This window comes from Pseudomonas sp. PDM03 (genome assembly GCF_014852385.1).
In the GTDB taxonomy this organism is placed as follows: Bacteria; Pseudomonadota; Gammaproteobacteria; order Pseudomonadales; family Pseudomonadaceae; genus Aquipseudomonas; species Aquipseudomonas migulae.
Window position 1 is genome coordinate 284,081 of the sequence record NZ_JACVBM010000002.1, and the last position, 21,026, is coordinate 305,106.

The 21,026-nt window shown below is 60.7% G+C and carries 16 protein-coding genes; 13 read left to right on the forward strand and 3 right to left on the reverse strand.

From position 1 onward, the window contains the following. Positions 1-114 precede the first annotated feature (114 nt). The 5 genes from dgcB (at position 115) to IB254_RS06220 (ending at position 6,010) form a co-directional block, all read left to right on the forward strand. Positions 115-2,064 carry a dimethylglycine demethylation protein DgcB gene (gene dgcB, locus IB254_RS06200; protein ID WP_192227589.1) on the forward strand — a complete coding sequence of 650 codons (1,950 nt, stop codon included), beginning with the start codon at positions 115-117 and terminating at the stop codon, positions 2,062-2,064. Further along, entirely contained in the window at positions 2,064-3,284 is a 1,221-nt protein-coding gene (locus IB254_RS06205; RefSeq protein WP_192416771.1) for an electron transfer flavoprotein subunit alpha/FixB family protein, read from the forward strand. The genes dgcB and IB254_RS06205 overlap by 1 nt, the downstream gene beginning before the upstream one ends. A 15-nt stretch (positions 3,285-3,299) precedes the next feature. Beyond that, positions 3,300-4,070 carry an electron transfer flavoprotein subunit beta gene (locus IB254_RS06210; RefSeq protein WP_192416772.1) on the forward strand — a complete coding sequence of 257 codons (771 nt, stop codon included), beginning with the start codon at positions 3,300-3,302 and terminating at the stop codon, positions 4,068-4,070. A 130-nt stretch (positions 4,071-4,200) separates the two neighbouring features. Beyond that, on the forward strand, positions 4,201-4,767 hold the full coding sequence (locus IB254_RS06215) for a GNAT family N-acetyltransferase (RefSeq protein WP_192416773.1): 567 nt from the start codon (positions 4,201-4,203) through the stop codon (positions 4,765-4,767). 79 nt (positions 4,768-4,846) lie between these two features. After that, positions 4,847-6,010 carry a retropepsin-like aspartic protease gene (locus IB254_RS06220; protein ID WP_192416774.1) on the forward strand — a complete coding sequence of 388 codons (1,164 nt, stop codon included), beginning with the start codon at positions 4,847-4,849 and terminating at the stop codon, positions 6,008-6,010. Between the two features lie 784 nt (positions 6,011-6,794). Here the strand turns inward: IB254_RS06220 and gbcA are convergent. Beyond that, positions 6,795-8,090 (reverse strand): glycine-betaine demethylase subunit GbcA, encoded by a 1,296-nt coding sequence (gene gbcA / locus IB254_RS06225; RefSeq protein ID WP_192416775.1) that lies wholly within the window; start codon positions 8,088-8,090, stop codon positions 6,795-6,797. A gap of 282 nt (positions 8,091-8,372) precedes the next feature. Between gbcA and gbcB the strand changes: the two genes are divergently transcribed. Continuing rightward, a complete protein-coding gene (gene gbcB, locus IB254_RS06230) occupies positions 8,373-9,473 on the forward strand; it encodes a glycine-betaine demethylase subunit GbcB (RefSeq protein WP_192416776.1) in 1,101 nt (366 codons plus the stop codon). A 135-nt stretch (positions 9,474-9,608) separates the two neighbouring features. Here the strand turns inward: gbcB and IB254_RS06235 are convergent, their stop codons facing one another. After that, positions 9,609-10,433, reverse strand: coding sequence for an SDR family oxidoreductase (locus tag IB254_RS06235; RefSeq protein ID WP_192416777.1), 825 nt, complete (start codon positions 10,431-10,433; stop codon positions 9,609-9,611). A gap of 740 nt (positions 10,434-11,173) precedes the next feature. Continuing rightward, on the reverse strand, positions 11,174-12,214 hold the full coding sequence (locus tag IB254_RS06240) for a low specificity L-threonine aldolase (protein ID WP_008035042.1): 1,041 nt from the start codon (positions 12,212-12,214) through the stop codon (positions 11,174-11,176). 133 nt (positions 12,215-12,347) lie between these two features. Between IB254_RS06240 and IB254_RS06245 the strand changes: the two genes are divergently transcribed. The 7 genes from IB254_RS06245 (at position 12,348) to purU (ending at position 20,983) form a co-directional block, all read left to right on the forward strand. Next, entirely contained in the window at positions 12,348-13,058 is a 711-nt protein-coding gene (locus IB254_RS06245) for a TraX family protein (protein ID WP_192416778.1), read from the forward strand. 284 nt (positions 13,059-13,342) lie between these two features. Further along, the gene (glyA, locus tag IB254_RS06250; RefSeq protein WP_008035038.1) at positions 13,343-14,596 is read left to right on the forward strand and encodes a serine hydroxymethyltransferase; all 1,254 of its coding nucleotides are present in this window, start codon (positions 13,343-13,345) and stop codon (positions 14,594-14,596) included. A gap of 23 nt (positions 14,597-14,619) precedes the next feature. Continuing rightward, the gene (locus tag IB254_RS06255; RefSeq protein ID WP_007947735.1) at positions 14,620-15,870 is read left to right on the forward strand and encodes a sarcosine oxidase subunit beta; all 1,251 of its coding nucleotides are present in this window, start codon (positions 14,620-14,622) and stop codon (positions 15,868-15,870) included. Positions 15,871-15,884: 14 nt separating this feature from the next. Continuing rightward, complete coding sequence (locus tag IB254_RS06260) at positions 15,885-16,214, forward strand: sarcosine oxidase subunit delta (protein ID WP_008035036.1); 330 nt, start codon at positions 15,885-15,887, stop codon at positions 16,212-16,214. Beyond that, complete coding sequence (locus IB254_RS06265) at positions 16,211-19,228, forward strand: sarcosine oxidase subunit alpha (protein WP_192416779.1); 3,018 nt, start codon at positions 16,211-16,213, stop codon at positions 19,226-19,228. The genes IB254_RS06260 and IB254_RS06265 overlap by 4 nt, the downstream gene beginning before the upstream one ends. A gap of 151 nt (positions 19,229-19,379) precedes the next feature. Beyond that, the gene (locus IB254_RS06270; protein ID WP_008035033.1) at positions 19,380-20,012 is read left to right on the forward strand and encodes a sarcosine oxidase subunit gamma; all 633 of its coding nucleotides are present in this window, start codon (positions 19,380-19,382) and stop codon (positions 20,010-20,012) included. Between the two features lie 113 nt (positions 20,013-20,125). Beyond that, positions 20,126-20,983: a formyltetrahydrofolate deformylase gene (gene purU / locus IB254_RS06275; protein WP_008035031.1), complete on the forward strand. Its 858-nt coding sequence runs from the start codon at positions 20,126-20,128 to the stop codon at positions 20,981-20,983. Positions 20,984-21,026 lie beyond the last annotated feature (43 nt).

Here is a 21,026-nt window from a genome sequence, read left to right on the forward strand (position 1 = left end):
TGCTGGCGATGAACGATAACGCGGACTGCCTGATTCACCGAGGCGTCTGAATCGCCAGCAAGCCGGCTCCTACAAGGCCCATGCAAGACCCCGAGGTCTTTGGGAGCAACACCTATGTTGAACACCCTTCTTCCAATCCTGTTGTTCGCTGCCCTGGGCCTTGCTGTCCTCGGCGCGTTGCGGCGGGTGGCTATGTGGCGCCGGGGCCGAGCCTCCAAGGTCGACCTGATCGGTGGCCTGTTCGCCATGCCCAAGCGCTACATGGTCGATTTGCACCATGTTGTCGCGCGGGACAAATACATCGCCAACACCCACGTGGCCACGGCCGGTGGTGCGGTGGCGTCCATCGTGCTGGCGATTCTGGTGCACGGTTTCGGCCTGCATAACCGCATCCTCGGTTACGCGCTGTTGTTGATGACAGTGGTGATGTTCGTCGGTGCGATCTTTGTGTACCTGCGTCGTCGCAACCCGCCGGCTCGCCTGTCCAAAGGGCCGTGGATGCGCCTGCCGAAAAGCTTGCTGGCGTTCTCGGCGAGCTTCTTCCTGTTGACTCTGCCGGTCGCTGGCATCCTTCCGGAGAATTTCGGCGGTTGGGTGGTGGCAGCGATCCTCGGGATCGGCGTGCTGTGGGGCGTCAGCGAGTTGTTCTTCGGCATGACCTGGGGCGGGCCGATGAAGCACGCCTTCGCCGGTGCGCTGCACCTGGCCTGGCACCGTCGCGCCGAACGTTTTGGCGGTGGTCGTTCCACCGGTTTGAAACCGCTCGACCTGAACGATCCAAGCGCACCGCTGGGCGTGGAAAAACCCAAGGATTTTACCTGGAACCAACTGCTCGGTTTCGACGCCTGTGTGCAATGCGGTAAATGTGAAGCCGCGTGCCCGGCGTTCGCCGCCGGCCAGCCGCTGAACCCGAAAAAGCTGATTCAGGACATGGTTGTCGGCCTCGCTGGTGGCACTGACGCCAAGTTCGCTGGCAGCCCCTATCCGGGCAAAGCCATCGGCGAACACGCGGGCAACCCGCATCAACCGATCGTCAACGGTCTGGTGGACGCCGAAACGCTGTGGTCCTGCACCACCTGCCGTGCCTGTGTCGAGGAATGCCCGATGATGATCGAGCACGTCGATGCCATCGTCGACATGCGTCGCCATCTGACCCTGGAAAAAGGCGCGACCCCGAACAAGGGCGCCGAAGTCCTGGAAAACCTGATTGCCACCGACAACCCTGGCGGTTTCGCACCGGGCGGGCGGATGAACTGGGCGGCGGATTTGAACCTCAATCTGCTCAGCGAGAAGAAATCCACCGACGTGTTGTTCTGGGTCGGCGACGGCGCCTTCGACATGCGCAACCAGCGCACCTTGCGTGCCTTCGTCAAAGTGCTGAAAGCGGCCAAGGTCGACTTCGCGGTACTGGGTCTCGAAGAACGCGATAGCGGTGACGTGGCCCGACGTCTGGGCGATGAAGCGACCTTCCAGTTGCTGGCCAAACGCAACATCCAGACCCTGGCCAAGTACAGCTTCAACCGCATCGTCACCTGCGACCCGCACAGTTTCCACGTGCTGAAAAATGAGTACGGCGCCTTCGACGGCAACTACCTGGTGCAGCACCACAGCACCTACATGGCGGAAATCATCGACGCCGGCGCGCTCAATCTCGGTCAGCACAAAGGCAGCAGCGTGACCTATCACGACCCGTGCTACCTCGGTCGCTACAACGGCGAATACGAGGCACCGCGTGAAGTGCTGCGCGCCCTCGGGATTGAAGTGAAAGAGATGCAACGCTCCGGTTTCCGTTCACGCTGCTGCGGCGGCGGTGGCGGCGCGCCGATCACCGATATTCCGGGCAAGCAGCGGATCCCCGATATGCGAATGGAAGACATCCGCGAAACCGGCGCCGAACTGGTGGCCGTGGGTTGTCCACAATGCACCGCGATGCTCGAAGGCGTGGTCGAACCGCGGCCGTTGATCAAGGACATCGCCGAGCTGGTGGCGGACGCACTGCTTGAAGACGCAGCGCCAAGCAAACCGTCCACACCGGCCCAACGTGAACCTGCGGAGGCCCACTGATGAGCGACATTATCCGCCGCGACCCCCGCGCCGAATGGATTGCCCGTAACCGCCTGCACCCGCTGCACGCGGCCATGCAGCCGGCGCAACACAGCTGGATGGGGCCGAACGGCATCATTCGCAAGAACCCGCATGGCATCGGCTTTATCGGTCCCAACGGCATCAAGCGCATCGACCGCAGCGGCGCGCAGCAGGGCGGGGCAACCAAACGCTCGGCGGCTGTTGAAGTGCAATTGCCGCTGCATCAAGTGCCAGCACCTGCGTTTTACATCAGTGTGGTGCCGGACATGGTCGGCGGCCGCTTGAGCAGCCACGACAAGGATTTGCTTGGCCTGGCCCACCAGTTGGCCGGCAAGGACGGCGCGGTGTTGGCCGTGGTCTTCGGCGAACACAAGGAAAACGCCTTTGCCACCGCCGGCGTCGATCGCTTGCTGGTGCTCGAAGGCGACGAATTCAGTGGTTATGCACCGGAGCAACGTGTCCAGGGCCTGCGGGCTGTGGATAACCAGTTCAGCCCGCGTCACTGGCTGCTGCCGGACAGCCGCAGCGGTGGCGGCGAACTCGGTCGGCGCTTTGCCGCTGCACTGGGCGAACGCCCGGCCACGCGGGTCTGGCAGGTCAAGGATCAGGAATGCATCGGCCGCGCCGGTGCCGGGTTGCAAGACCTTGCGCGTCCGGTCGCACGCTTGATTCTGGCTGCCGCCGAATGCGCCGAGCCGGTAAGCGAAACCCGTCATGAAGCCTTGCCGGTGGAGTTATCCACAACCGTGGCACGCAGCCTGTCGCGGATCGAGGATCTGGGCGCTGTGGCCGTGGATCCGGCGGCAATTCCGATGGCCGAAGCCGAGTTCATCTTCTCCGGCGGCAACGGCGTCAAGGACTGGGGACTTTTCCACAGGACTGCCGAAGCGTTGGGTGCCACCGAAGGCGCATCCCGTGTGGCGGTCGACGATGGCTTCATGGCCCGTGACCGTCAGGTCGGCGCGTCCGGCACGTGGGTCACTGCGCGGGTCTATGTGGCGGTGGGGATTTCCGGGGCGATCCAGCACCTGCAAGGCATCGGTGCCTGCGACAAGGTGGTGGCGATCAACCTCGACCCAGGTTGCGACATGATCAAACGGGCCGACCTGTCGGTGATCGGCGAGAGTGCCGAGATTCTTCAAGCCTTGATCGATGCGATAGCGGCTTATCGCAACGACGCCAAGCGCGATGCGGCTTAAGGGAAGGAAAGGGTTATGAGCACGAAAATCATCAGCCTGGTGTCCATCGGCGCCCACCCGACCTCCGGCCGGCCACGTCGCGCGGAGCAGGATGCGCGGGCGGTGGAACTGGGTCTGCAACTGGCTGGGGATAACCTGCAAGTGCTGCATGCCGGCGACGTCGCGGAGCCTGCGCTGCGCGCCTATCTGGGCATGGGCCTGGAACAACTGCATGTGCTGGAGCAACCATCCGGTGCCGATGCCTTGCCGGCGTTGACCGCCTATTTGCGCGATGCCGGAGCACAAGTCGTGCTGACTGGCAGCCAGGCAGAAACCGGCGAAGGCTCGGGCATGCTGCCGTTCCTGCTGGCGGAAAACCTCGGCTGGCCGCTGGTGGTCGGGCTGGCTCAGGTTGAATCCATCGATGGCAGTTCGGCGCTTGTCCTTCAAGCGTTGCCCCGTGGTCAGCGCCGTCGTTTGAAGGTGCGGCTGCCGTTCCTGGCGACTGTGGATAACGCGGCGCCGAAGCCTCGTCAGAGCGCGTACGGCCCGGCCCGGCGTGGTGTGTTGCAGGCGGATGAAGTTGAAGTGATCGATGATGCGTTGCTGGCCGTATCGACGCTGCAACCGGCCAAACCTCGGCCTAAACGCTTGAAGGTGATCAAGGCCAAAAGCGGCGCGGACCGGATGAAAGCGGCGACAGCCAAGGCCAGTGGCGGCGGCGGGCAGGTGCTCAAAGGCGTCACGGCGCAAGCGGGTGCCGAAGCGATTCTCAAATTGCTGATCGAAGAAGGCGTGGTCCGCTAACCAACACTCAGCACAGATCAAATGTGGGAGCGAGACCGGCTTGCCGGCGATAGCGGTGGGTCAGTCAATATCATCGGCGACTGATCCACCGCTATCGCGAGCAGGCTCGCTCCCACAGGGGGAAAGTTTAATGACCGTCAAATTTCGTTCGGCCCTGCGCGCGGACGCGCGGGAAATTGCCCGTTTGTTCCAGATTTCCTCTGAGGGCGCTTCGGATTACATCTGGAGCCAAATCGCCGAACCCGGCCAGGATCTGTTGGACGTCGGCGCCCTGCGTTACGCCCGTGACGACGTGGATTTCTCCTACCAGAACTGCCTCATCGCCGAGGCTGACGGCCACGTCATCGGCATGATGCACAGCTATGTGATGCGCCACGATCCGCTGGCCGAGCCCACGACCGACCCGGTGCTGGCGCCGTATGCCGACATGGAAATCCCCGACACGCTCTACATCTCCAGCCTCGCGCTGCATGAAGGCTGGCGCAACCAGGGCCTTGGCAAGCAGTTCCTCGCCCACGCTCACGAACGCGCGAGCCAGTTGGGGCTCAAGGGCTTGAGCCTGATCGACTACGCCGTCAACACCGGCGCCCGTCGTTTCTATGAGCGGCATGGTTTCCGCATCGTCGATACCTGCCAGATCACGCCACACCCGATGATTCGGGTGACCGGCGACGCTTACCTCATGCAGTGGCCCTAGTGAGCTACATTTCTTAATGAGCGGCCCGAGGCGGCAGCAGCGCTGATTCATAAAACTCGTTTTCAGGAATGGGTTGCCGATGAACACGGTCAGTCGGCGTGAGACATGTCTGATCTGTGGCGTGATGCTGGTTGTGATGGCTGCGGCCGCTGAAACCCGCCAGGGCGATCCGGATTTCTATCAATGGATCGACTCTGCGCAGGGCCGGCACGCCTCCCTGACACAGATGAAGCAACACTGCGATCAGGTGTTGGCGCCTGATAAAAACCTCAATTGTTCAGTCACCGTTCTCGCCAGAATGTTCGAGACCAAGGCCGCCAACCAGCTGCCCGATTACTACCTGGCAATCAAGCAACGCCACGCTCAGGCCATCGCCAATGACCCTGAGCTCAGCGCGTTATTCTCCATGTTCGGCAATGAATCGATCGCGACCTTGCGCCAGGTCGCCGATTTCTCGCTGACAAGATCACCGCGACGCGAAGTTCTGCCGATTCATCCTTCCCCAAATGATGGCCGCGAGACGAATGAGGTGCTGCCGTACCTCGATGTAAGAGCCGCCAACGGCGTGTCGGAGCGGTTCATCCTCGACACGGGCGCCCCGCAAACCCGGGTCAACAGCGAAACCGCGAAGCAGATGGGCATCAAGCTCCTGACCGACTCTGATTACGGCTACAGCACCTTCTACGGCGAGCGGGACCTGGCGGCCAAGCTCGGAATCCTTGAGTCCCTGAAGATCGGTGCTAGCGAGTTCAGGAACGTCCTGGTGTTTGTCAGTGATCGGGATAACTTATTGGGGCTCGACCTGATCGGTAAGCTGGGACGATTGAACATTACGAAAAAGACGCTGGAGATCAACGCTGCGGCGCCCACACGATGTGATTCGCCGGTCACCTTCGTCCGTATCGATATCAATCAACGATTGACCATTGCTGCGCGGCTGGATCGGCGTGCGACCGTGGCGATTATCGACACCGGCAATGTGGATTACCTGACATCCGCCTCGCCCGGCGCTTCACCTGTTCATGTCATCGATAAGCCGCACCACCAGATCTTCAGGGGCGAGTTGAGCTTGTCCGGGCGTACCCGTCTGATCGCCTACAAGTACTACCCGGACTTTACGATCCCGCCGTCGATGCTGCTTGGGCAGTACGTGCCGTCGATTTTGCTCGGATGGCGTGCATTCAATGATTACGAGTTGAATCTGGATATTGCTTCGGGCTTGTCCTGTTTCAACAGGGTTTGATCACGGTTACCCACAATCCCTGTTAGCGCTTCTGTGGATAACGTGTTCGCCCATCGCTGCACGCCATACGAATCAAGCCCTGCAAGCCTTCGTACAAAAAACAACCAGCCTAAGTTGCGGTTTTTTCGGGCTTTTTCCAGAGGATAAGTCTGTTCGTTCGCCAATACTTGCCCCCAATCTCTGTTGGCGCTTCTGTGGATAAGATGTTCGCTGTCCGCTACAGGCCATATAAACCGGGCCTGTTAGCTGCATGATTAAAAAATGATCAATTTGCCAGATTGGAGGGGCGAACCTCGCGTAAACCCTGATTTATCGCGGGTTTCGGCGGTTTTCCACAGAGTCGGCGAAGTTGCCCCCAAAGTCTGTTGGCGCTTCTGTGGATAAGGTGTTCGCCATCCGCTGCAGCCCACGTATTGCGTGGCTTTCAAGTGTTAGGTTAAAAAACAACCAGTTGCTGTTCAAAACCCTGCTTCTGGATAAGTCACGGATTTTCTTCGGTTTCTGTGGAGAAAGTTTGGGAGCCTCGCACACTTGTCCCCATTAGCTGTGGGTGGAGGTGTGGATAACTTGTTTGCGGAAGGCTGGAAGCCACGGAGGGTATAGCGCTGAACGGAATAGATCATATTTCGTACAGTTCTAAGGTCGTGGAGAGTCAGAAGGGGATGTGTTGTGAGGGATGGCGCCATCGCGAGCAAGCTTGCTCCTACAGAGGATCGAGGTGTACACCCATTTTGTGAACGACCCGGACCTGTAGGAGCAAGCTTGCTCGCGATGCTTTTGATCTTTACCCCTGAACCGGAACCCCTTTGAGGTAAGGCGCAGGCTCGGCGCCGAGGTTGTTCAGCAGACGCTCGCTGTACCAATCCACAAAGTTCACCACACCAAACTCATAGGTCTTGGAGTAAGGCCCAGGCTGGTACGCGGTTGAGTTGATCCCGCGCTGGTTTTCTTCAGCCAGGCGACGGTCCTGGTCGTTGGTGGCATCCCAGACCTGGCGCATGCGCTCCACGTCGTAGTCGACGCCTTCGACCGCGTCCTTGTGCACGATCCACTTGGTGGTGACCATGGTTTCCTGCGCGCTGATCGGCCACACAGTGAAGACGATGATGTGGTCGCCCATGCAGTGGTTCCACGAGTGCGGCAGGTGCAGGATGCGCATCGAGCCCAGGTCCGGGTTCTTGATGCGGCCCATGAGTTTGGCGCAACCCTGTTTGCCGTCCATGGTCATCGACACGGTGCCCTTGAGCAACGGCATGCGCACGATACGGTTACGCAGGCCGAAGCTGGCGTGGGCGTAAGGAATCTTCTCGGCTTCCCAGGCTGCGGCGGAAGCGGCGACGTGGTCCTTGAACGCCTGGTCGGCGCGTGGGTCGGTGACGTCGTCCCATTCCAGCAGGGTTTTCAGCAGTTCCGGGTGCGACGCGTTGCAGTGGTAGCACTCGCGGTTGTTTTCCAGCACCAGCTTCCAGTTGGCCTTTTCCATCAAGGTGGTGGTGATAGCCACCTTGGTGTTCTCCATGTCGTACGGTTCCATGTAATGGTTCAGCGTCGACAGGAAGTCATCGATGGCCGGCGGATTCTCCGACAGGCTGATGAAGATGTAGCCGCCGGCGGTCTTCACGTTCACCGGTTTCAGGCCGTATTGCTTCATGTCGAAGTCGGCGCCCATCTCGGTGCCGGCGAACAGCAGGCGGCCGTCCAGCTCGTAGGTCCACTGGTGGTAGTGGCAGACCAGCTTGGCGACCTTGCCTTTTTCACTGGTGCACAGCCGCGAACCACGGTGACGGCAGACGTTGTGGAAGGCGTGAACCACGCCTTCGGCGCCGCGAATCACGATGATCGGGTTCTTGCCGACTTGCAGGGTCAGGTAGTTGCCCTTGGTCGGGATCTCGCAGGTCATGCCGGCGATCAACCACTCTTTCTGGAAGATCTCCTGCATGTCGATATCAAACAGCCGCTCGTCAGAGTAAAACGGCTGCGGCAGCGAGAAGGTGCGTTCGCGCTCTTGCAGCATCTGCGCGGTGGCCTTGCGTGCGGGTTCCAGTGGATCGCCCAGGCTCAGGGTAGTAGTGACGTCCATCATTTAATCCTCAAGGCCATTCTGTGTGGCCGGCGAAAGTGGCTAATCAGGTTTGCTACGCAAGGTGTAAAGGTTATGTCTTGGTATGGGGCGAGTGTGGGGCCGGCGTTGCCCGGAACCTTATCCATGGGCGACATGGCCCAATCTGTTCCCGACGCGTAACCCCCGGCAGTTGGGGGCTGGTCGCGATAAGTATGTGAATGTCGCAGATAGGTAAATGGGTGATCTGCGCTATACGCAGAATCGTCAACATAAGGCCGACCATCGGCGGTGGAGAACAGCATGTCCAACAGCTTCCTGAATCCGGTAACCACCCAGACCTGGGCCAATGGCCGACACATCGTCCGTTGCGTCAAAGTCATCCAGGAAACCTGGGATGTGCGCACCTTCTGCTTTATGGCCGACCAGCCGATCCTGTTCTTCTTCAAACCGGGGCAATTCGTCACCCTGGAGCTGGAAATCGAAGGCGTGCCTATCATGCGCTCCTACACCATTTCCAGCTCGCCGTCGGTGCCGTACAGCTTTTCGGTCACGATCAAGCGCGTGCCAGGTGGCAAGGTTTCCAACTGGCTGCACGACACCCTGCATGAAGGCCAGGAACTGGCGGTTCACGGCCCGGTCGGGCTGTTCAACGCCATGGATTTTCCCGCGCCCAAGGTCCTGTACCTCAGTGGCGGCGTCGGCATCACGCCTTGCATGTCCATGGCGCGCTGGTTCTACGACACCAACGGCAACGTCGACATGGTGTTTATCCACAGCGCCCGCTCCCCGAAAGACATCATTTACCACCGTGAGCTGGAACACATGGCATCGCGGATCGATAACTTCAGCCTGCACCTGATCTGCGAGAAGCACGGTCTGGGTGAGCCATGGGCCGGTTATCGCGGTTATCTGAACCACAAGATGCTCGAGCTGATGACGCCGGACTTCATGGAGCGCGAAGTCTTCTGCTGCGGCCCGACGCCGTACATGAACGCGGTCAAGCGCATGCTCGAGGCCGCTGGCTTCGACATGAAGCGCTATCACGAAGAGTCCTTCGGTGCCACGCCACCGGAAGCCCGCGCCGATGCGGTGGAGCAAGCCGAACAAGCGGCGGATGCGCCGGAAGTCGACGTGGCGGATCTGCATCAAGTGGAATTCACGGCTTCCGGCAAGAGCATTCGCGTGGCGCCGGGTGAAACCGTGCATGCGGCGGCGGCCAAGCTCGGTCTGTTGATTCCCAAGGCCTGCGGCATGGGCATCTGCGGTACGTGCAAGGTGATGAAGCTGGGTGGCGAGGTCGAGATGGACCACAACGGCGGGATCACCGAGGAAGACGAAGCGGAAGGGTTCATCCTGTCGTGCTGCAGCGTGCCGAAGGGCGACGTGCGAATCGAGTTCTAAAAGCTGCCGAATGATCCCTGTAGGAGCGAGCCCTGCTCGCGATGGACGTTAACGATAACGCATGCATTCTGGATAAACGCGGCGTCTTTAAGTTCATCGCGAGCAGGGCTCGCTCCTACAAGGGTTGTGGATATCTCAATTGATAAACAGATCCGGCATCAGCGTTTCGCTGCTGTCAGGGGCGAATCGATAGTGTTCGAATTCGGTTACGCCGTTTTCCCGCAGTATTTCCTCGTCGATCAACAAACGCCCGGTCAGGCTGCGTCCTGCGCTGCTCAAAATAACGTGGGCGGCATCCGCCATGATTTCCGGCGTGCGCGCGTGCTTGAAGGATTCACGCGAGCCTAGCTGAAACTCGATGGCGGCGGTGGCGATCATGGTCTGCGGCCACAGCGAATTGACGCTGATCCCGTAATTCTTGAATTCCTCGCTCATGCCCAGCGTGAGCATGCTCATGCCGTATTTGGTCACGGTGTACGGGCTGTATTGGGCGAACCATTTGGTTGCCAGGTTCAGTGGCGGTGACAGGTTGAGAATATGACCGCTGCTTTTCTTCAGGTAAGGCAGGGCTGCCTGGCTGCACAGCAATACGGCGCGGGTGTTGATCTGATGCATCAGGTCGAAGCGCTTGAGCTCAATGTGCTGAACCCCGGTCAGCTTGATCGCGCCGGCGTTGTTGACCAGCGCATCGATGCCGCCGAAATGCTCGTTGGCCTGGGCCAGTGCTTCACGCACCGCGACTTCATCACGCACATCCACCTGCAGGGCGAGCGCCTTGCCGCCGGCGGCTTCGACTTCCTTTGCGACGCTGAAAATCGTGCCCGGCAATTTGGCGTGCGGCTCGGCACTTTTGGCTGCAATCACGATGTTGGCCCCATCGCGTGCGGCCCGCAGCGCGATCTCACGACCAATCCCGCGGCTGGCGCCGGTGATGAACAGGGTTTTGCCTTGAAGGGACATGCGTGCGCTCCTGATTATTGTTATCTGAGCGCTTCAATGTAGACCAACATGCGTGGTGCATCTTGCTGGCGATGGCGGTGTGTCAGGTGTACCGCGTCGTCTGGATCGCCAGCAAGCTGGCTCCTACAGGTTTTGTGTCGTACACGGAATGGGAGGTGGGGCGGGGATTTGTAGGAGCCGGCTTGCCGGCGATGGCGGTGTGTCGGGTGTACCGCGTCGTCTGGATCGCCAGCAAGCTGGCTCCTACAGGGTTTGTGTCGTACACAGAATGGGGGCGGGGCGGGGGATTTGTAGGAGCCGGCTTGCCGGCGATGGCGGTGTGTCGGGTGTACCGCGTCGTCTGGATCGCCAGCAAGCTGGCTCCTACAGGTTTTGTGTCGTACACAGAATGGGAGGTGGGGCGGGAATTTGTAGGAGCCGGCTTGCCGGCGATGGCGGTGTGTCGGGTGTACCGCGTCGTCTGGATCGCCAGCAGGCTGGCTCCTACAGGTTTTGTGTCGTACGCGGAATGGGAGGTAGGGCGGGTATTTGTAGGAGCTGGCTTGCTGGCGATGGCGGTGTGTCAGGCACACCGCGTCGTCTGGATCGCCAGCAGGCTGGCTCCTACAGGTTTTGTGTCGTACGCGGAATGGGAGGTAGGGCGGGAATTTGTAGGAGCTGGCTTGCTGGCGATGGCGGTGTGTCAGGTGCACCGCGTTGCGGCAATCGCCAGCAAGCTGGCTCCTACAGGGGTTGTGTTGTTAGCGGGACATCACTTCGCGAATATCCGCTGCCAATTCACGTACGCGTTCTTCCTCGGTGTCCCAAGAGCACATGAAACGTGCGCCGCCGTTGCCGATGAAGGTGTAGAAGCGCCAGCCCTTGGCGGTCAGTGCGGCGATGGCTGGTTCCGAGAGTTGCAGGAACACGCCGTTGGCCTGCACCGGGAACATCAGCTCCACGCCCTGGATATCGCTGACCAGTTCCGCCAGCAGTTGAGCGCAATGGTTGGCGTGGCGGGCGTATTTGAGCCAGGCGTCGTTTTCCAGGATCCCGACCCACGGCGCCGAGAGGAAGCGCATTTTCGAGGCCAGTTGCCCGGCCTGCTTGCAGCGGTAGTCGAAGTCTTCGGCCAGTTTGTGGTTGAAGAACAGAATCGCTTCACCCACTGCCATGCCGTTTTTCGTGCCGCCGAAGCACAGCACGTCAACGCCGGCCTTCCAGGTCAGGTCGGCCGGTGTGCAGCCGAGGAATGCGCAGGCGTTGGAGAAGCGCGCGCCGTCCATGTGCAGGTTCAGGCCGAGCTCTTTGCAGGTGGCGCTGATGGCGCGGATTTCTTCCGGGGTGTAGACGCTGCCGACTTCGGTGGCCTGGGTCAGGGTCACGACGCGCGGTTTCGGGTAGTGAATGTCCTGGCGCTTGAGGGCCACTTCGCGGATCGATTCCGGGGTCAGCTTGCCGTTCTCGGTGCGGGCGACCAGCAGCTTGGAGCCGTTGGAAAAGAACTCCGGCGCGCCGCATTCGTCGGTTTCGACGTGGGCGGTTTCCGAGCAGATCACGCTGTGGTAACTCTGGCACAGCGACGACAGGGCCAAGGAGTTGGCGGCGGTGCCGTTGAAGGCGAAGAACACTTCGCAGTCGGTTTCGAACAGTTTGCGGAAATCATCGGACGCGCGAGCGGTCCATTCATCGTCGCCGTAGGCGCGCTGGTGGCCGTGGTTGGCCTGTTCCATCGCCGCCCAGGCTTCAGGGCAGATACCGGAATAGTTGTCGCTGGCGAATTGTTGGCTCTTATCGGTCATGGCCCTGCTTTCCGTGGTCGGGACGCTTATGGTGAAGCGTCTCGTGGTCAATGATGGTGCGCACTTTACCGAAGATCATCCGGCGAGCACACAGGATGCGTCTGACAGAAAAATACAAAGACGACGGGCGATTATGCACATGACTCAACGGGATGGGGCACTGGATCTGCTCAAGTGGCTGGCGCTGCTGAGCATGGTGCTCGATCACCTGCGATATGTCGGTTATTCCCTCGATCTGCTGTATGTGCCCGGACGCCTGGCGTTTCCGTGGTTCTGTCTGGCAATGGCGGCGAACCTGTCGCGTTCACGACAAGTCACACATCAATGGCGGTATCTGGGCTGGTTGATTCTGTTTAGTGCTATCAGCGAAATCCCTTACAGGATGTTCATCCCCGATCCCGACACCTTGAACGTGCTGCCTACGCTGGCGCTTGGGCTGTTGGTCGCGCGTGGCTGGCAGCAGAAGGCGCTGCCATCGCGCTTGCTCGCAGTCGCTGCCTTATTGCTGGCAGCGGTGTTCACGGAATACCTGATGTTCGGCGTTTTTGGTGTGTTGTTGCCGCTGGCGAGGTTGCTGGTGATCAAGCGACCCTGGTATTTCAGCCTGTTGCCGGGGTTGATCTGTCTGGCCGCCAATCAGTGGGAGGTGCTGTATTACTCCGCCCGGCTGGGTAACAGTGCGGCGATCCTCGGCATTGCCATTTGTCTGATCGCGCCATGGCTCGGGTTGTTCTTGTTGCGACATGCGCGACATATCAAGCCACCGCCGATGCGGCGTTGGGCGTATGCGCTCTATCCCGCGCATTTCCTGCTTCTACTACTCGTCCGCCAGGTCATCGCATAACCCCTGTGGGAGCGAGCCTGCTCGCGATGAGGCCATCACAGCCAAAATTGATGTTGCCTGACACACCGCTATCGCGAGCAGGCTCACTCCTACAGGGGATCTGTGCTGGTTCGGGGGGCGTGTTCGGCATGCCATTTCCCGCCATGTCGTAAACGCACCTTTGCGTGGCGTCCGTAGGCATTTGACCTGTCTGCGCCGGTCATACCATCGCTATCAAAGGGCACTGCCGAAACGCCGTGCCTTACCGAGACGAATGGCGCACAGATGCCGCTGGGAGAGACGCGATGTTCAGCAAGCAAGACCAGATCAAGGGTTACGACGATGCACTGCTGGCGGCGATGAATGCCGAGGAGCAACGCCAGGAAGATCACATCGAGCTGATCGCGTCCGAAAACTACACCAGCAAACGCGTCATGGAAGCGCAGGGCAGCGGTCTGACCAACAAATACGCCGAAGGCTATCCGGGCAAGCGCTACTACGGTGGCTGCGAGCACGTCGACAAGGTTGAAGCGCTGGCCATCGAACGCGCCAAGCAACTGTTCGGCGCCGATTACGCCAACGTGCAGCCACACTCCGGTTCTTCGGCCAACAGCGCCGTTTACCTGGCCCTGCTGCAAGCCGGCGACACCATTCTGGGCATGAGCCTGGCCCACGGCGGTCACCTGACCCACGGCGCCAAGGTTTCCTCCTCGGGCAAGCTGTACAACGCCGTGCAGTACGGCATCGACACCAAGACCGGTCTGATCGACTACGACGAAGTCGAGCGCCTGGCCGTCGAGTGCAAGCCGAAGATGATCGTTGCCGGTTTCTCGGCTTACTCCAAGACCCTCGACTTCCCACGCTTCCGTCAGATCGCGGACAAGGTCGGTGCGCTGCTGTTCGTCGACATGGCCCACGTTGCCGGTCTGGTCGCTGCCGGCCTGTACCCGAACCCACTGCCGTACGCCGACGTGGTGACCACCACCACCCACAAGACCCTGCGCGGTCCGCGTGGCGGCCTGATCCTGGCCAAGGCCAACGAAGAAATAGAGAAGAAGCTCAACGCAGCCGTATTCCCGGGTGCCCAGGGCGGCCCGCTGATGCACGTCATCGCCGGTAAAGCGGTGTGCTTCAAGGAAGCGCTGGAGCCAGGCTTCAAGGCTTACCAGCAACAAGTGATCGATAACGCCCAGGCCATGGCCGGCGTATTTATCAAACGCGGCTACGATGTAGTGTCCGGCGGCACCGATAACCACCTGTTCCTGGTCAGCCTGATTCGTCAGGGCCTCACCGGCAAAGAGGCGGATGCAGCACTCGGTCGCGCCCACATCACTGTGAACAAGAACGCTGTCCCGAACGATCCACAGTCGCCGTTCGTCACTTCCGGCCTGCGCATCGGCACCCCTGCGGTGACCACTCGCGGCTTCAAGGTGACCCAGTGCGTCACGCTGGCCGGCTGGATCTGCGACATCCTCGACAACCTCGGCGACGCCGATGTCGAAGCGAACGTCGCGCAGCAAGTGTCGGCCCTGTGCGCGGACTTCCCGGTTTATCGCTGAGCGCGGTTTTGGAGTAAATGACTATGCAACGCTACTCGGGCTTCGGCCTCTTCAAACACTCCCTCAGCCATCATGAAAACTGGCAGAAAATGTGGCGCACGCCGACCCCTAAAAAGGTCTACGACGTGGTCATCGTCGGCGGTGGCGGGCATGGTCTCGCCACGGCTTACTACCTGGCCAAGGAACACGGCATCACCAACGTGGCCGTGGTCGAAAAAGGCTGGCTGGGCGGCGGTAACACCGCGCGCAACACCACCATCGTTCGCTCCAACTACCTGTGGGACGAGTCGGCGCACCTGTACGAACACGCGATGAAACTGTGGGAAGGCCTGTCCCAGGACCTGAACTACAACGTGATGTTCTCCCAGCGCGGCGTCTACAACCTGTGCCACACCCTGCAGGACATTCGTGATTCCGAGCGTCGGGTCAGCGCCAACCGCCTCAACGGCGTGGACGGCGAGCTGCTCGATGCCAAGCAAGTAGCGGACGAAATTCCGTACCTCGACTGCTCCAAGAACACTCGCTACCCGGTGATGGGCGCAACCGTCCAGCGTCGCGGCGGCGTGGCTCGTCACGATGCCGTGGCATGGGGCTTTGCCCGTGCCGCTGACGCTCTCGGCGTGGACCTGATCCAGCAGACCGAAGTGATCGGTTTCCGCAAGGAAAACGGTGTGTGCATCGGCGTTGAAACCAACAAGGGCTTCATCGGCGCCAAGCGCGTCGGCGTGGTCACCGCCGGTAACTCCGGGCACATGGCCAAACTCGCCGGTTTCCGTCTGCCGATCGAATCCCACCCGCTGCAAGCGCTGGTGTCCGAGCCGATCAAGCCGATTATCGACAGCGTGATCATGTCCAACGCCGTACACGGTTACATCAGCCAGTCCGACAAGGGCGACCTGGTGATCGGCGCCGGTATCGACGGCTACAACGGCTACGGCCAGCGTGGTTCGTACCCGGTGATCGAGCACACCATCCAGGCCATCGTCGAGATGTTCCCGGTCTTGTCCCGCGTACGCATGAACCGGCAGTGGGGCGGCATCGTCGACACCACGCCGGATGCCTGCCCGATCATCTCGAAAACCCCGGTCCCGAACATGTTCTTCAACTGCGGTTGGGGCACCGGTGGCTTCAAGGCAACACCTGGTTCGGGCAACGTGTTTGCCGCGAGCCTGGCCAAGGGTGAAATGCACCCATTGGCCGCACCTTTCTCCATCGACCGTTTCCACAACGGTGCGTTGATCGATGAACACGGCGCTGCTGCGGTTGCCCACTAACAGGAGAAATCCCCATGTTGCATATCTTCTGTCCTCACTGCGGCGAGCTGCGCTCTGAAGAGGAATTCCACGCATCCGGCCAGGCGCACATCCCGCGTCCACTGGATCCGAACACCTGCACCGACGAGGAGTGGGGCGACTACATGTTCTTCCGCGATAACCCTCGCGGCCTGCACCACGAGCTGTGGGATCACGTTGCCGGTTGCCGTCAGTACTTCAACGTCACCCGCGACACCGTGACCTACGAGATTCTCGAGACTTACAAGATCGGCACCAAGCCACAATTCACCGACAAGACCGATAGCTCGAAAGCGGCTACGACGGCTCTGGGAGAGAAGGTATGAGCCAGATCAATCGCCTGTCCAACGGCGGACGGATCGACCGCAACAAAGTGCTGAGCTTCACCTTCAACGGCCAGACCTACAAAGGCTTTGAAGGCGATTCCCTGGCCGCTGCACTGCTGGCCAACGGCGTCGACATCATCGGTCGCAGCTTCAAGTATTCCCGTCCGCGCGGCATCTTCGCCGCCGGTGCCGAAGAGCCGAACGCCGTGCTGCAGATCGGCGCGACCGAAGCCACGCAAATCCCGAACGTACGCGCCACGCAACAAGCGCTGTACCAGGGCCTGGTCGCCACCAGCACCAACGGCTGGCCGAGCGTGAATAACGACATGATGGGGATTCTCGGCAAGGTCGGCGGCAAGCTGATGCCGCCGGGCTTCTACTACAAAACCTTCATGTACCCGCAATCGTTCTGGATGACTTACGAGAAGTACATTCGTAAGGCTGCCGGTCTTGGCCGCTCGCCGACCGAGAACGATCCGGACACCTACGACTACATGAACCAGCACTGCGACGTGCTGATCGTCGGCGGTGGCCCGGCTGGCCTGGCCGCTGCTTTGGCAGCCGCTCGCAGCGGTGCTCGCGTCATTCTGGCTGATGAGCAGGAAGAGTTCGGCGGCAGCCTGCTCGACTCCCGCGAAAGCCTCGACGGCAAACCTGCCGTGGAATGGGTCGCCAGCGTCCTCGACGAACTGAAGAACACCCCGGACGTGCTGCTGTTGCCGCGCGCCACGGTCAACGGCTACCACGACCATAACTTCCTGACCATCCACGAGCGCCTGACCGATCACCTCGGCGACCGCGCCCCGATTGGCCAGGTGCGTCAGCGCATCCACCGGGTTCGCGCCAAGCGTGTGGTGCTGGCGACCGGCGCTCACGAGCGTCCACTGGTCTACGGCAACAACGACGTGCCGGGCAACATGCTCGCCGGCGCTGTGTCGACTTACGTCCGTCGCTACGGCGTGGCACCGGGTAAAAAACTGGTGCTGTCGACCAACAACGATCACGCCTACCGCGTTGCTTTGGATTGGCTCGACGCCAGCCTGCAAGTGGTGGCCATCGCCGACGCCCGCAGCAACCCACGTGGTGCGCTGGTGGAAGAAGCCCGCGCCAAAGGCATTCGCATCCTGACCGGCAGCGCCGTGATCGAGGCCCGTGGCAGCAAGCACGTGACCGCCGCTCGCGTTGCCGCGATCGACGTCAAAGCCCACGCCGTGACCAGCCCAGGCGAGTGGCTTGATTGCGACCTGATCGCCAGTTCCGGCGGTTACAGCCCGGTGGTTCACCTGGCTTCGCACTTGGGTGGCAAGCCAATCTGGCGTGAAGACATCCTCGGTTTCGTGCCGGGCGAAGCACCGCAGAAACGCGTGTGCGTCGGTGGCATCAACGGCGTTTACGGCCTCGGCGATTCGCTGGCCGACGGTTTTGAAGGCGGCGCTCGTGCAGCCAGCGAAGCCGGTTTCAGTGTGGTCGAAGGCACCTTGCCGAAAGCCCTGAGCCGTCTGGAAGAGCCTACGTTGGCGCTGTTCCAGGTGCCGCACGAAAAGAACACCGCACGTGCGCCGAAGCAATTCGTCGACCTGCAAAACGACGTCACCGCCGCCGCCATCGAACTGGCGACCCGCGAGGGCTTCGAGTCGGTCGAACACGTCAAACGCTACACCGCACTGGGCTTCGGCACCGACCAGGGCAAGCTCGGCAACGTCAACGGCCTGGCCATTGCCGCCCGTTCGCTGAACGTGACCATCCCGCAGATGGGCACCACCATGTTCCGTCCGAACTACACGCCGGTGACTTTCGGCGCCGTGGCCGGCCGTCACTGTGGGCACATCTTCGAACCTGTACGCTTCACTGCGCTACATCACTGGCACGTGAAGAACGGCGCCGAGTTCGAAGACGTCGGTCAGTGGAAACGTCCTTGGTACTTCCCGAAAAACGGTGAAGACATTCACGCCGCCGTGAAACGCGAATGCAAAGCCGTGCGCGACAGCGTCGGCCTGCTGGATGCGTCGACCCTCGGCAAGATCGACATTCAAGGCCCGGATGCGCGTGAGTTCCTCAACCGCGTCTACACCAACGCCTGGACCAAGCTCGACGTGGGCAAGGCGCGTTATGGCCTGATGTGTAAAGAAGACGGCATGGTCTTCGACGACGGCGTCACCGCTTGCCTCGCCGACAACCATTTCGTGATGACCACCACCACCGGCGGCGCTGCGCGCGTGCTGCAATGGCTGGAAATCTACTCACAGACCGAATGGCCAGAGCTGAAGGTGTACTTCACTTCCGTGACGGATCACTGGGCAACCATGACCTTGTCCGGGCCGAACAGCCGCAAGCTGCTCAGCGAAGTCACCGACATCGACCTGAGCAACGAAGCCTTCCCGTTCATGACCTGGAAAGAAGGTCTGGTCGGCGGTGTACCGGCGCGTGTGTTCCGGATCTCGTTTACCGGTGAGCTGTCGTACGAAGTCAACGTGCAAGCCGACTACGCCATGGGCGTGCTCGAAAAAATCGCCGAGGCCGGCAAGCAGTACAACCTGACGCCGTACGGCACCGAAACCATGCACATCCTGCGTGCGGAGAAGGGCTTCATCATCGTCGGTCAGGACACTGACAGCTCGATGACCCCGGACGACCTGAACATGGGCTGGTGTGTCGGTCGCACCAAACCGTTCTCGTGGATCGGCTGGCGTGGCATGAACCGCGAAGACTGCGTGCGTGATCAACGTAAACAACTGGTGGGCCTGAAGCCGATCGATCCGACCAAATGGCTGCCGGAAGGTGCGCAACTGGTGTTCAACACCAAGCAGACGATCCCGATGACGATGGTCGGTCACGTCACCTCCAGCTATCTGCACAACTCCCTCGGCTATTCGTTTGCCATGGGCGTGGTCAAGGGCGGCTTGAAGCGGATCGGCGAGCGCGTATTCGCACCGCTGGCCGATGGCAGCGTGATCGAGGCGGAAATCGTTTCTTCGGTGTTCTTCGATCCGAAAGGCGATCGCCAGAACGTGTGATTGCCGGATGTGGTTAGGACTGTAGGAGCCGGCTTGCTGGCGATGAACGATAACGCGGTGCACCTGATACACCGCGTCGTCTGGATCGCCAGCAAGCCGGCTCCTACAGGAGGCAACCGCACCATCAACAGAATTCAGGAACAGGTGCTTTATGACCGCAGCCAATGTTTACCAACAACGCCCAACCACCGGGGCCAAGGCCGAGTCGTCGCTGCATCATGCCGACCTCGCCAGCCTGGTCGGCAAGGGTCGCAAAAACGCCGGCGTGATCGTGCGTGAGAAAAAACTCCTCGGCCACCTGACCATCCGTGGCGATGGCCACGATGCCGCGTTCGCCGCTGGCGTGCACAAGGCCCTGGGCATCGAATTGCCGAGCGCGCTGACCGTCATCGTCAAGGGCGAAACCAGCCTGCAATGGATGGGGCCGGATGAGTATTTGCTGATCGTGCCGACCGGCGAAGAATTTGCCGCCGAGAAAAAGCTCCGTGAAGCGCTGGGCGACCTGCACATCCAGATCGTCAACGTCAGCGGTGGCCAGCAGATCCTCGAACTGAGCGGTCCGAACGTGCGCCAGGTGCTGATGAAGTCCACCAGCTACGACGTACACCCCAACAGCTTCCCGGTCGGCAAGGCTGTCGGCACCGTGTTTGCCAAATCGCAACTGGTGATCCGCCACACCGCCGAAGACACCTGGGAACTGCTGATCCGTCGCAGCTTCTCGGATTACTGGTGGTTGTGGTTGCAGGATGCGGCGGCCGAGTACGGGCTTAGCGTTCAGGCCTGAGATTTTATCGCCGGCAAGCCGGCACCTACATGTTGTTCATCTGACCTGTAGGAGCCGGCTTGCTGGCGATCAACCGCGCAGCGGTTGCCCATAACAACAGGAGTCACCGCACTATGAGCCGCGCCCCAGACACATGGATTCTGACCGCCGACTGCCCAAGCGTCCTCGGCACCGTGGACGCGGTGACCCGCTTTCTGTTCGAGCAGGGCTGCTACGTCACCGAGCACCATTCGTTCGATGACCGGCTCTCGGGTCGTTTCTTCATTCGCGTGGAATTCCGTCAGCCAGACGGCTTCGACGAACAAGCCTTCCGCGCAGGGCTGGAAGAGCGTGGCCAGGCGTTCGGCATGATCTTCGAGCTGACCCCGCCGCATCACCGCCCGAAAGTGGTGATCATGGTCTCCAAGGCCGATCACTGCCTCAACGATTTGCTCTACCGCCAACGCATCGGCCAGTTGTCGATGGACGTCGCCGCCGTGGTTTCCAACCACCCGGACCTCAAGCCGTTGGCCGACTGGCACCAGATTCCGTACTACCACTTCCCGCTCGACCCGAACGACAAACCGTCGCAAGAGCGCCAGGTGTTGCAGGTGATCGAAGAATCCGGCGCCGAACTGGTGATCCTTGCGCGCTACATGCAGGTGTTGTCGCCGGAGCTGTGCCGCAAGCTCGATGGCAAGGCGATCAATATCCATCACTCCCTGCTGCCCGGTTTCAAAGGCGCCAAGCCGTATCACCAGGCCTACAACAAGGGCGTGAAGCTGGTCGGCGCCACGGCGCATTACATCAACAACGACCTGGACGAAGGCCCGATCATCGCCCAGGGCGTGGAGGTGGTGGACCACAGTCATTACCCGGAAGATTTGATCGCCAAGGGGCGGGATATCGAGGGGCTGACGTTGGCCAGAGCGGTTGGGTATCACATCGAAAGAAGGGTGTTTTTGAACGCCAATCGCACCGTCGTTCTTTAGATTTTGGGGCTGCTTCGCAGCCCATCGTCGGAACGCCGCCCGC

Excerpts from the sequence above, each read along its gene's own strand:
- IB254_RS06240 (WP_008035042.1), bottom strand. The coding sequence starts at position 12,214 with ATGACCGATAAGAGCCAACAATTCGCCAGCGACAACTATTCCGGTATC.
- IB254_RS06265 (WP_192416779.1), top strand. The coding sequence starts at position 16,211 with ATGAGCCAGATCAATCGCCTGTCCAACGGCGGACGGATCGACCGCAAC.
- IB254_RS06245 (WP_192416778.1), top strand. The coding sequence starts at position 12,348 with ATGCACATGACTCAACGGGATGGGGCACTGGATCTGCTCAAGTGGCTG.
- IB254_RS06255 (WP_007947735.1), top strand. The coding sequence starts at position 14,620 with ATGCAACGCTACTCGGGCTTCGGCCTCTTCAAACACTCCCTCAGCCAT.
- purU (WP_008035031.1), top strand. The coding sequence starts at position 20,126 with ATGAGCCGCGCCCCAGACACATGGATTCTGACCGCCGACTGCCCAAGC.
- gbcA (WP_192416775.1), bottom strand. The coding sequence starts at position 8,090 with ATGGACGTCACTACTACCCTGAGCCTGGGCGATCCACTGGAACCCGCA.
- IB254_RS06235 (WP_192416777.1), bottom strand. The coding sequence starts at position 10,433 with ATGTCCCTTCAAGGCAAAACCCTGTTCATCACCGGCGCCAGCCGCGGG.
- IB254_RS06210 (WP_192416772.1), top strand. The coding sequence starts at position 3,300 with ATGAGCACGAAAATCATCAGCCTGGTGTCCATCGGCGCCCACCCGACC.
- IB254_RS06220 (WP_192416774.1), top strand. The coding sequence starts at position 4,847 with ATGAACACGGTCAGTCGGCGTGAGACATGTCTGATCTGTGGCGTGATG.
- IB254_RS06215 (WP_192416773.1), top strand. The coding sequence starts at position 4,201 with ATGACCGTCAAATTTCGTTCGGCCCTGCGCGCGGACGCGCGGGAAATT.
- gbcB (WP_192416776.1), top strand. The coding sequence starts at position 8,373 with ATGTCCAACAGCTTCCTGAATCCGGTAACCACCCAGACCTGGGCCAAT.
- IB254_RS06260 (WP_008035036.1), top strand. The coding sequence starts at position 15,885 with ATGTTGCATATCTTCTGTCCTCACTGCGGCGAGCTGCGCTCTGAAGAG.
- dgcB (WP_192227589.1), top strand. The coding sequence starts at position 115 with ATGTTGAACACCCTTCTTCCAATCCTGTTGTTCGCTGCCCTGGGCCTT.
- IB254_RS06205 (WP_192416771.1), top strand. The coding sequence starts at position 2,064 with ATGAGCGACATTATCCGCCGCGACCCCCGCGCCGAATGGATTGCCCGT.
- IB254_RS06270 (WP_008035033.1), top strand. The coding sequence starts at position 19,380 with ATGACCGCAGCCAATGTTTACCAACAACGCCCAACCACCGGGGCCAAG.
- glyA (WP_008035038.1), top strand. The coding sequence starts at position 13,343 with ATGTTCAGCAAGCAAGACCAGATCAAGGGTTACGACGATGCACTGCTG.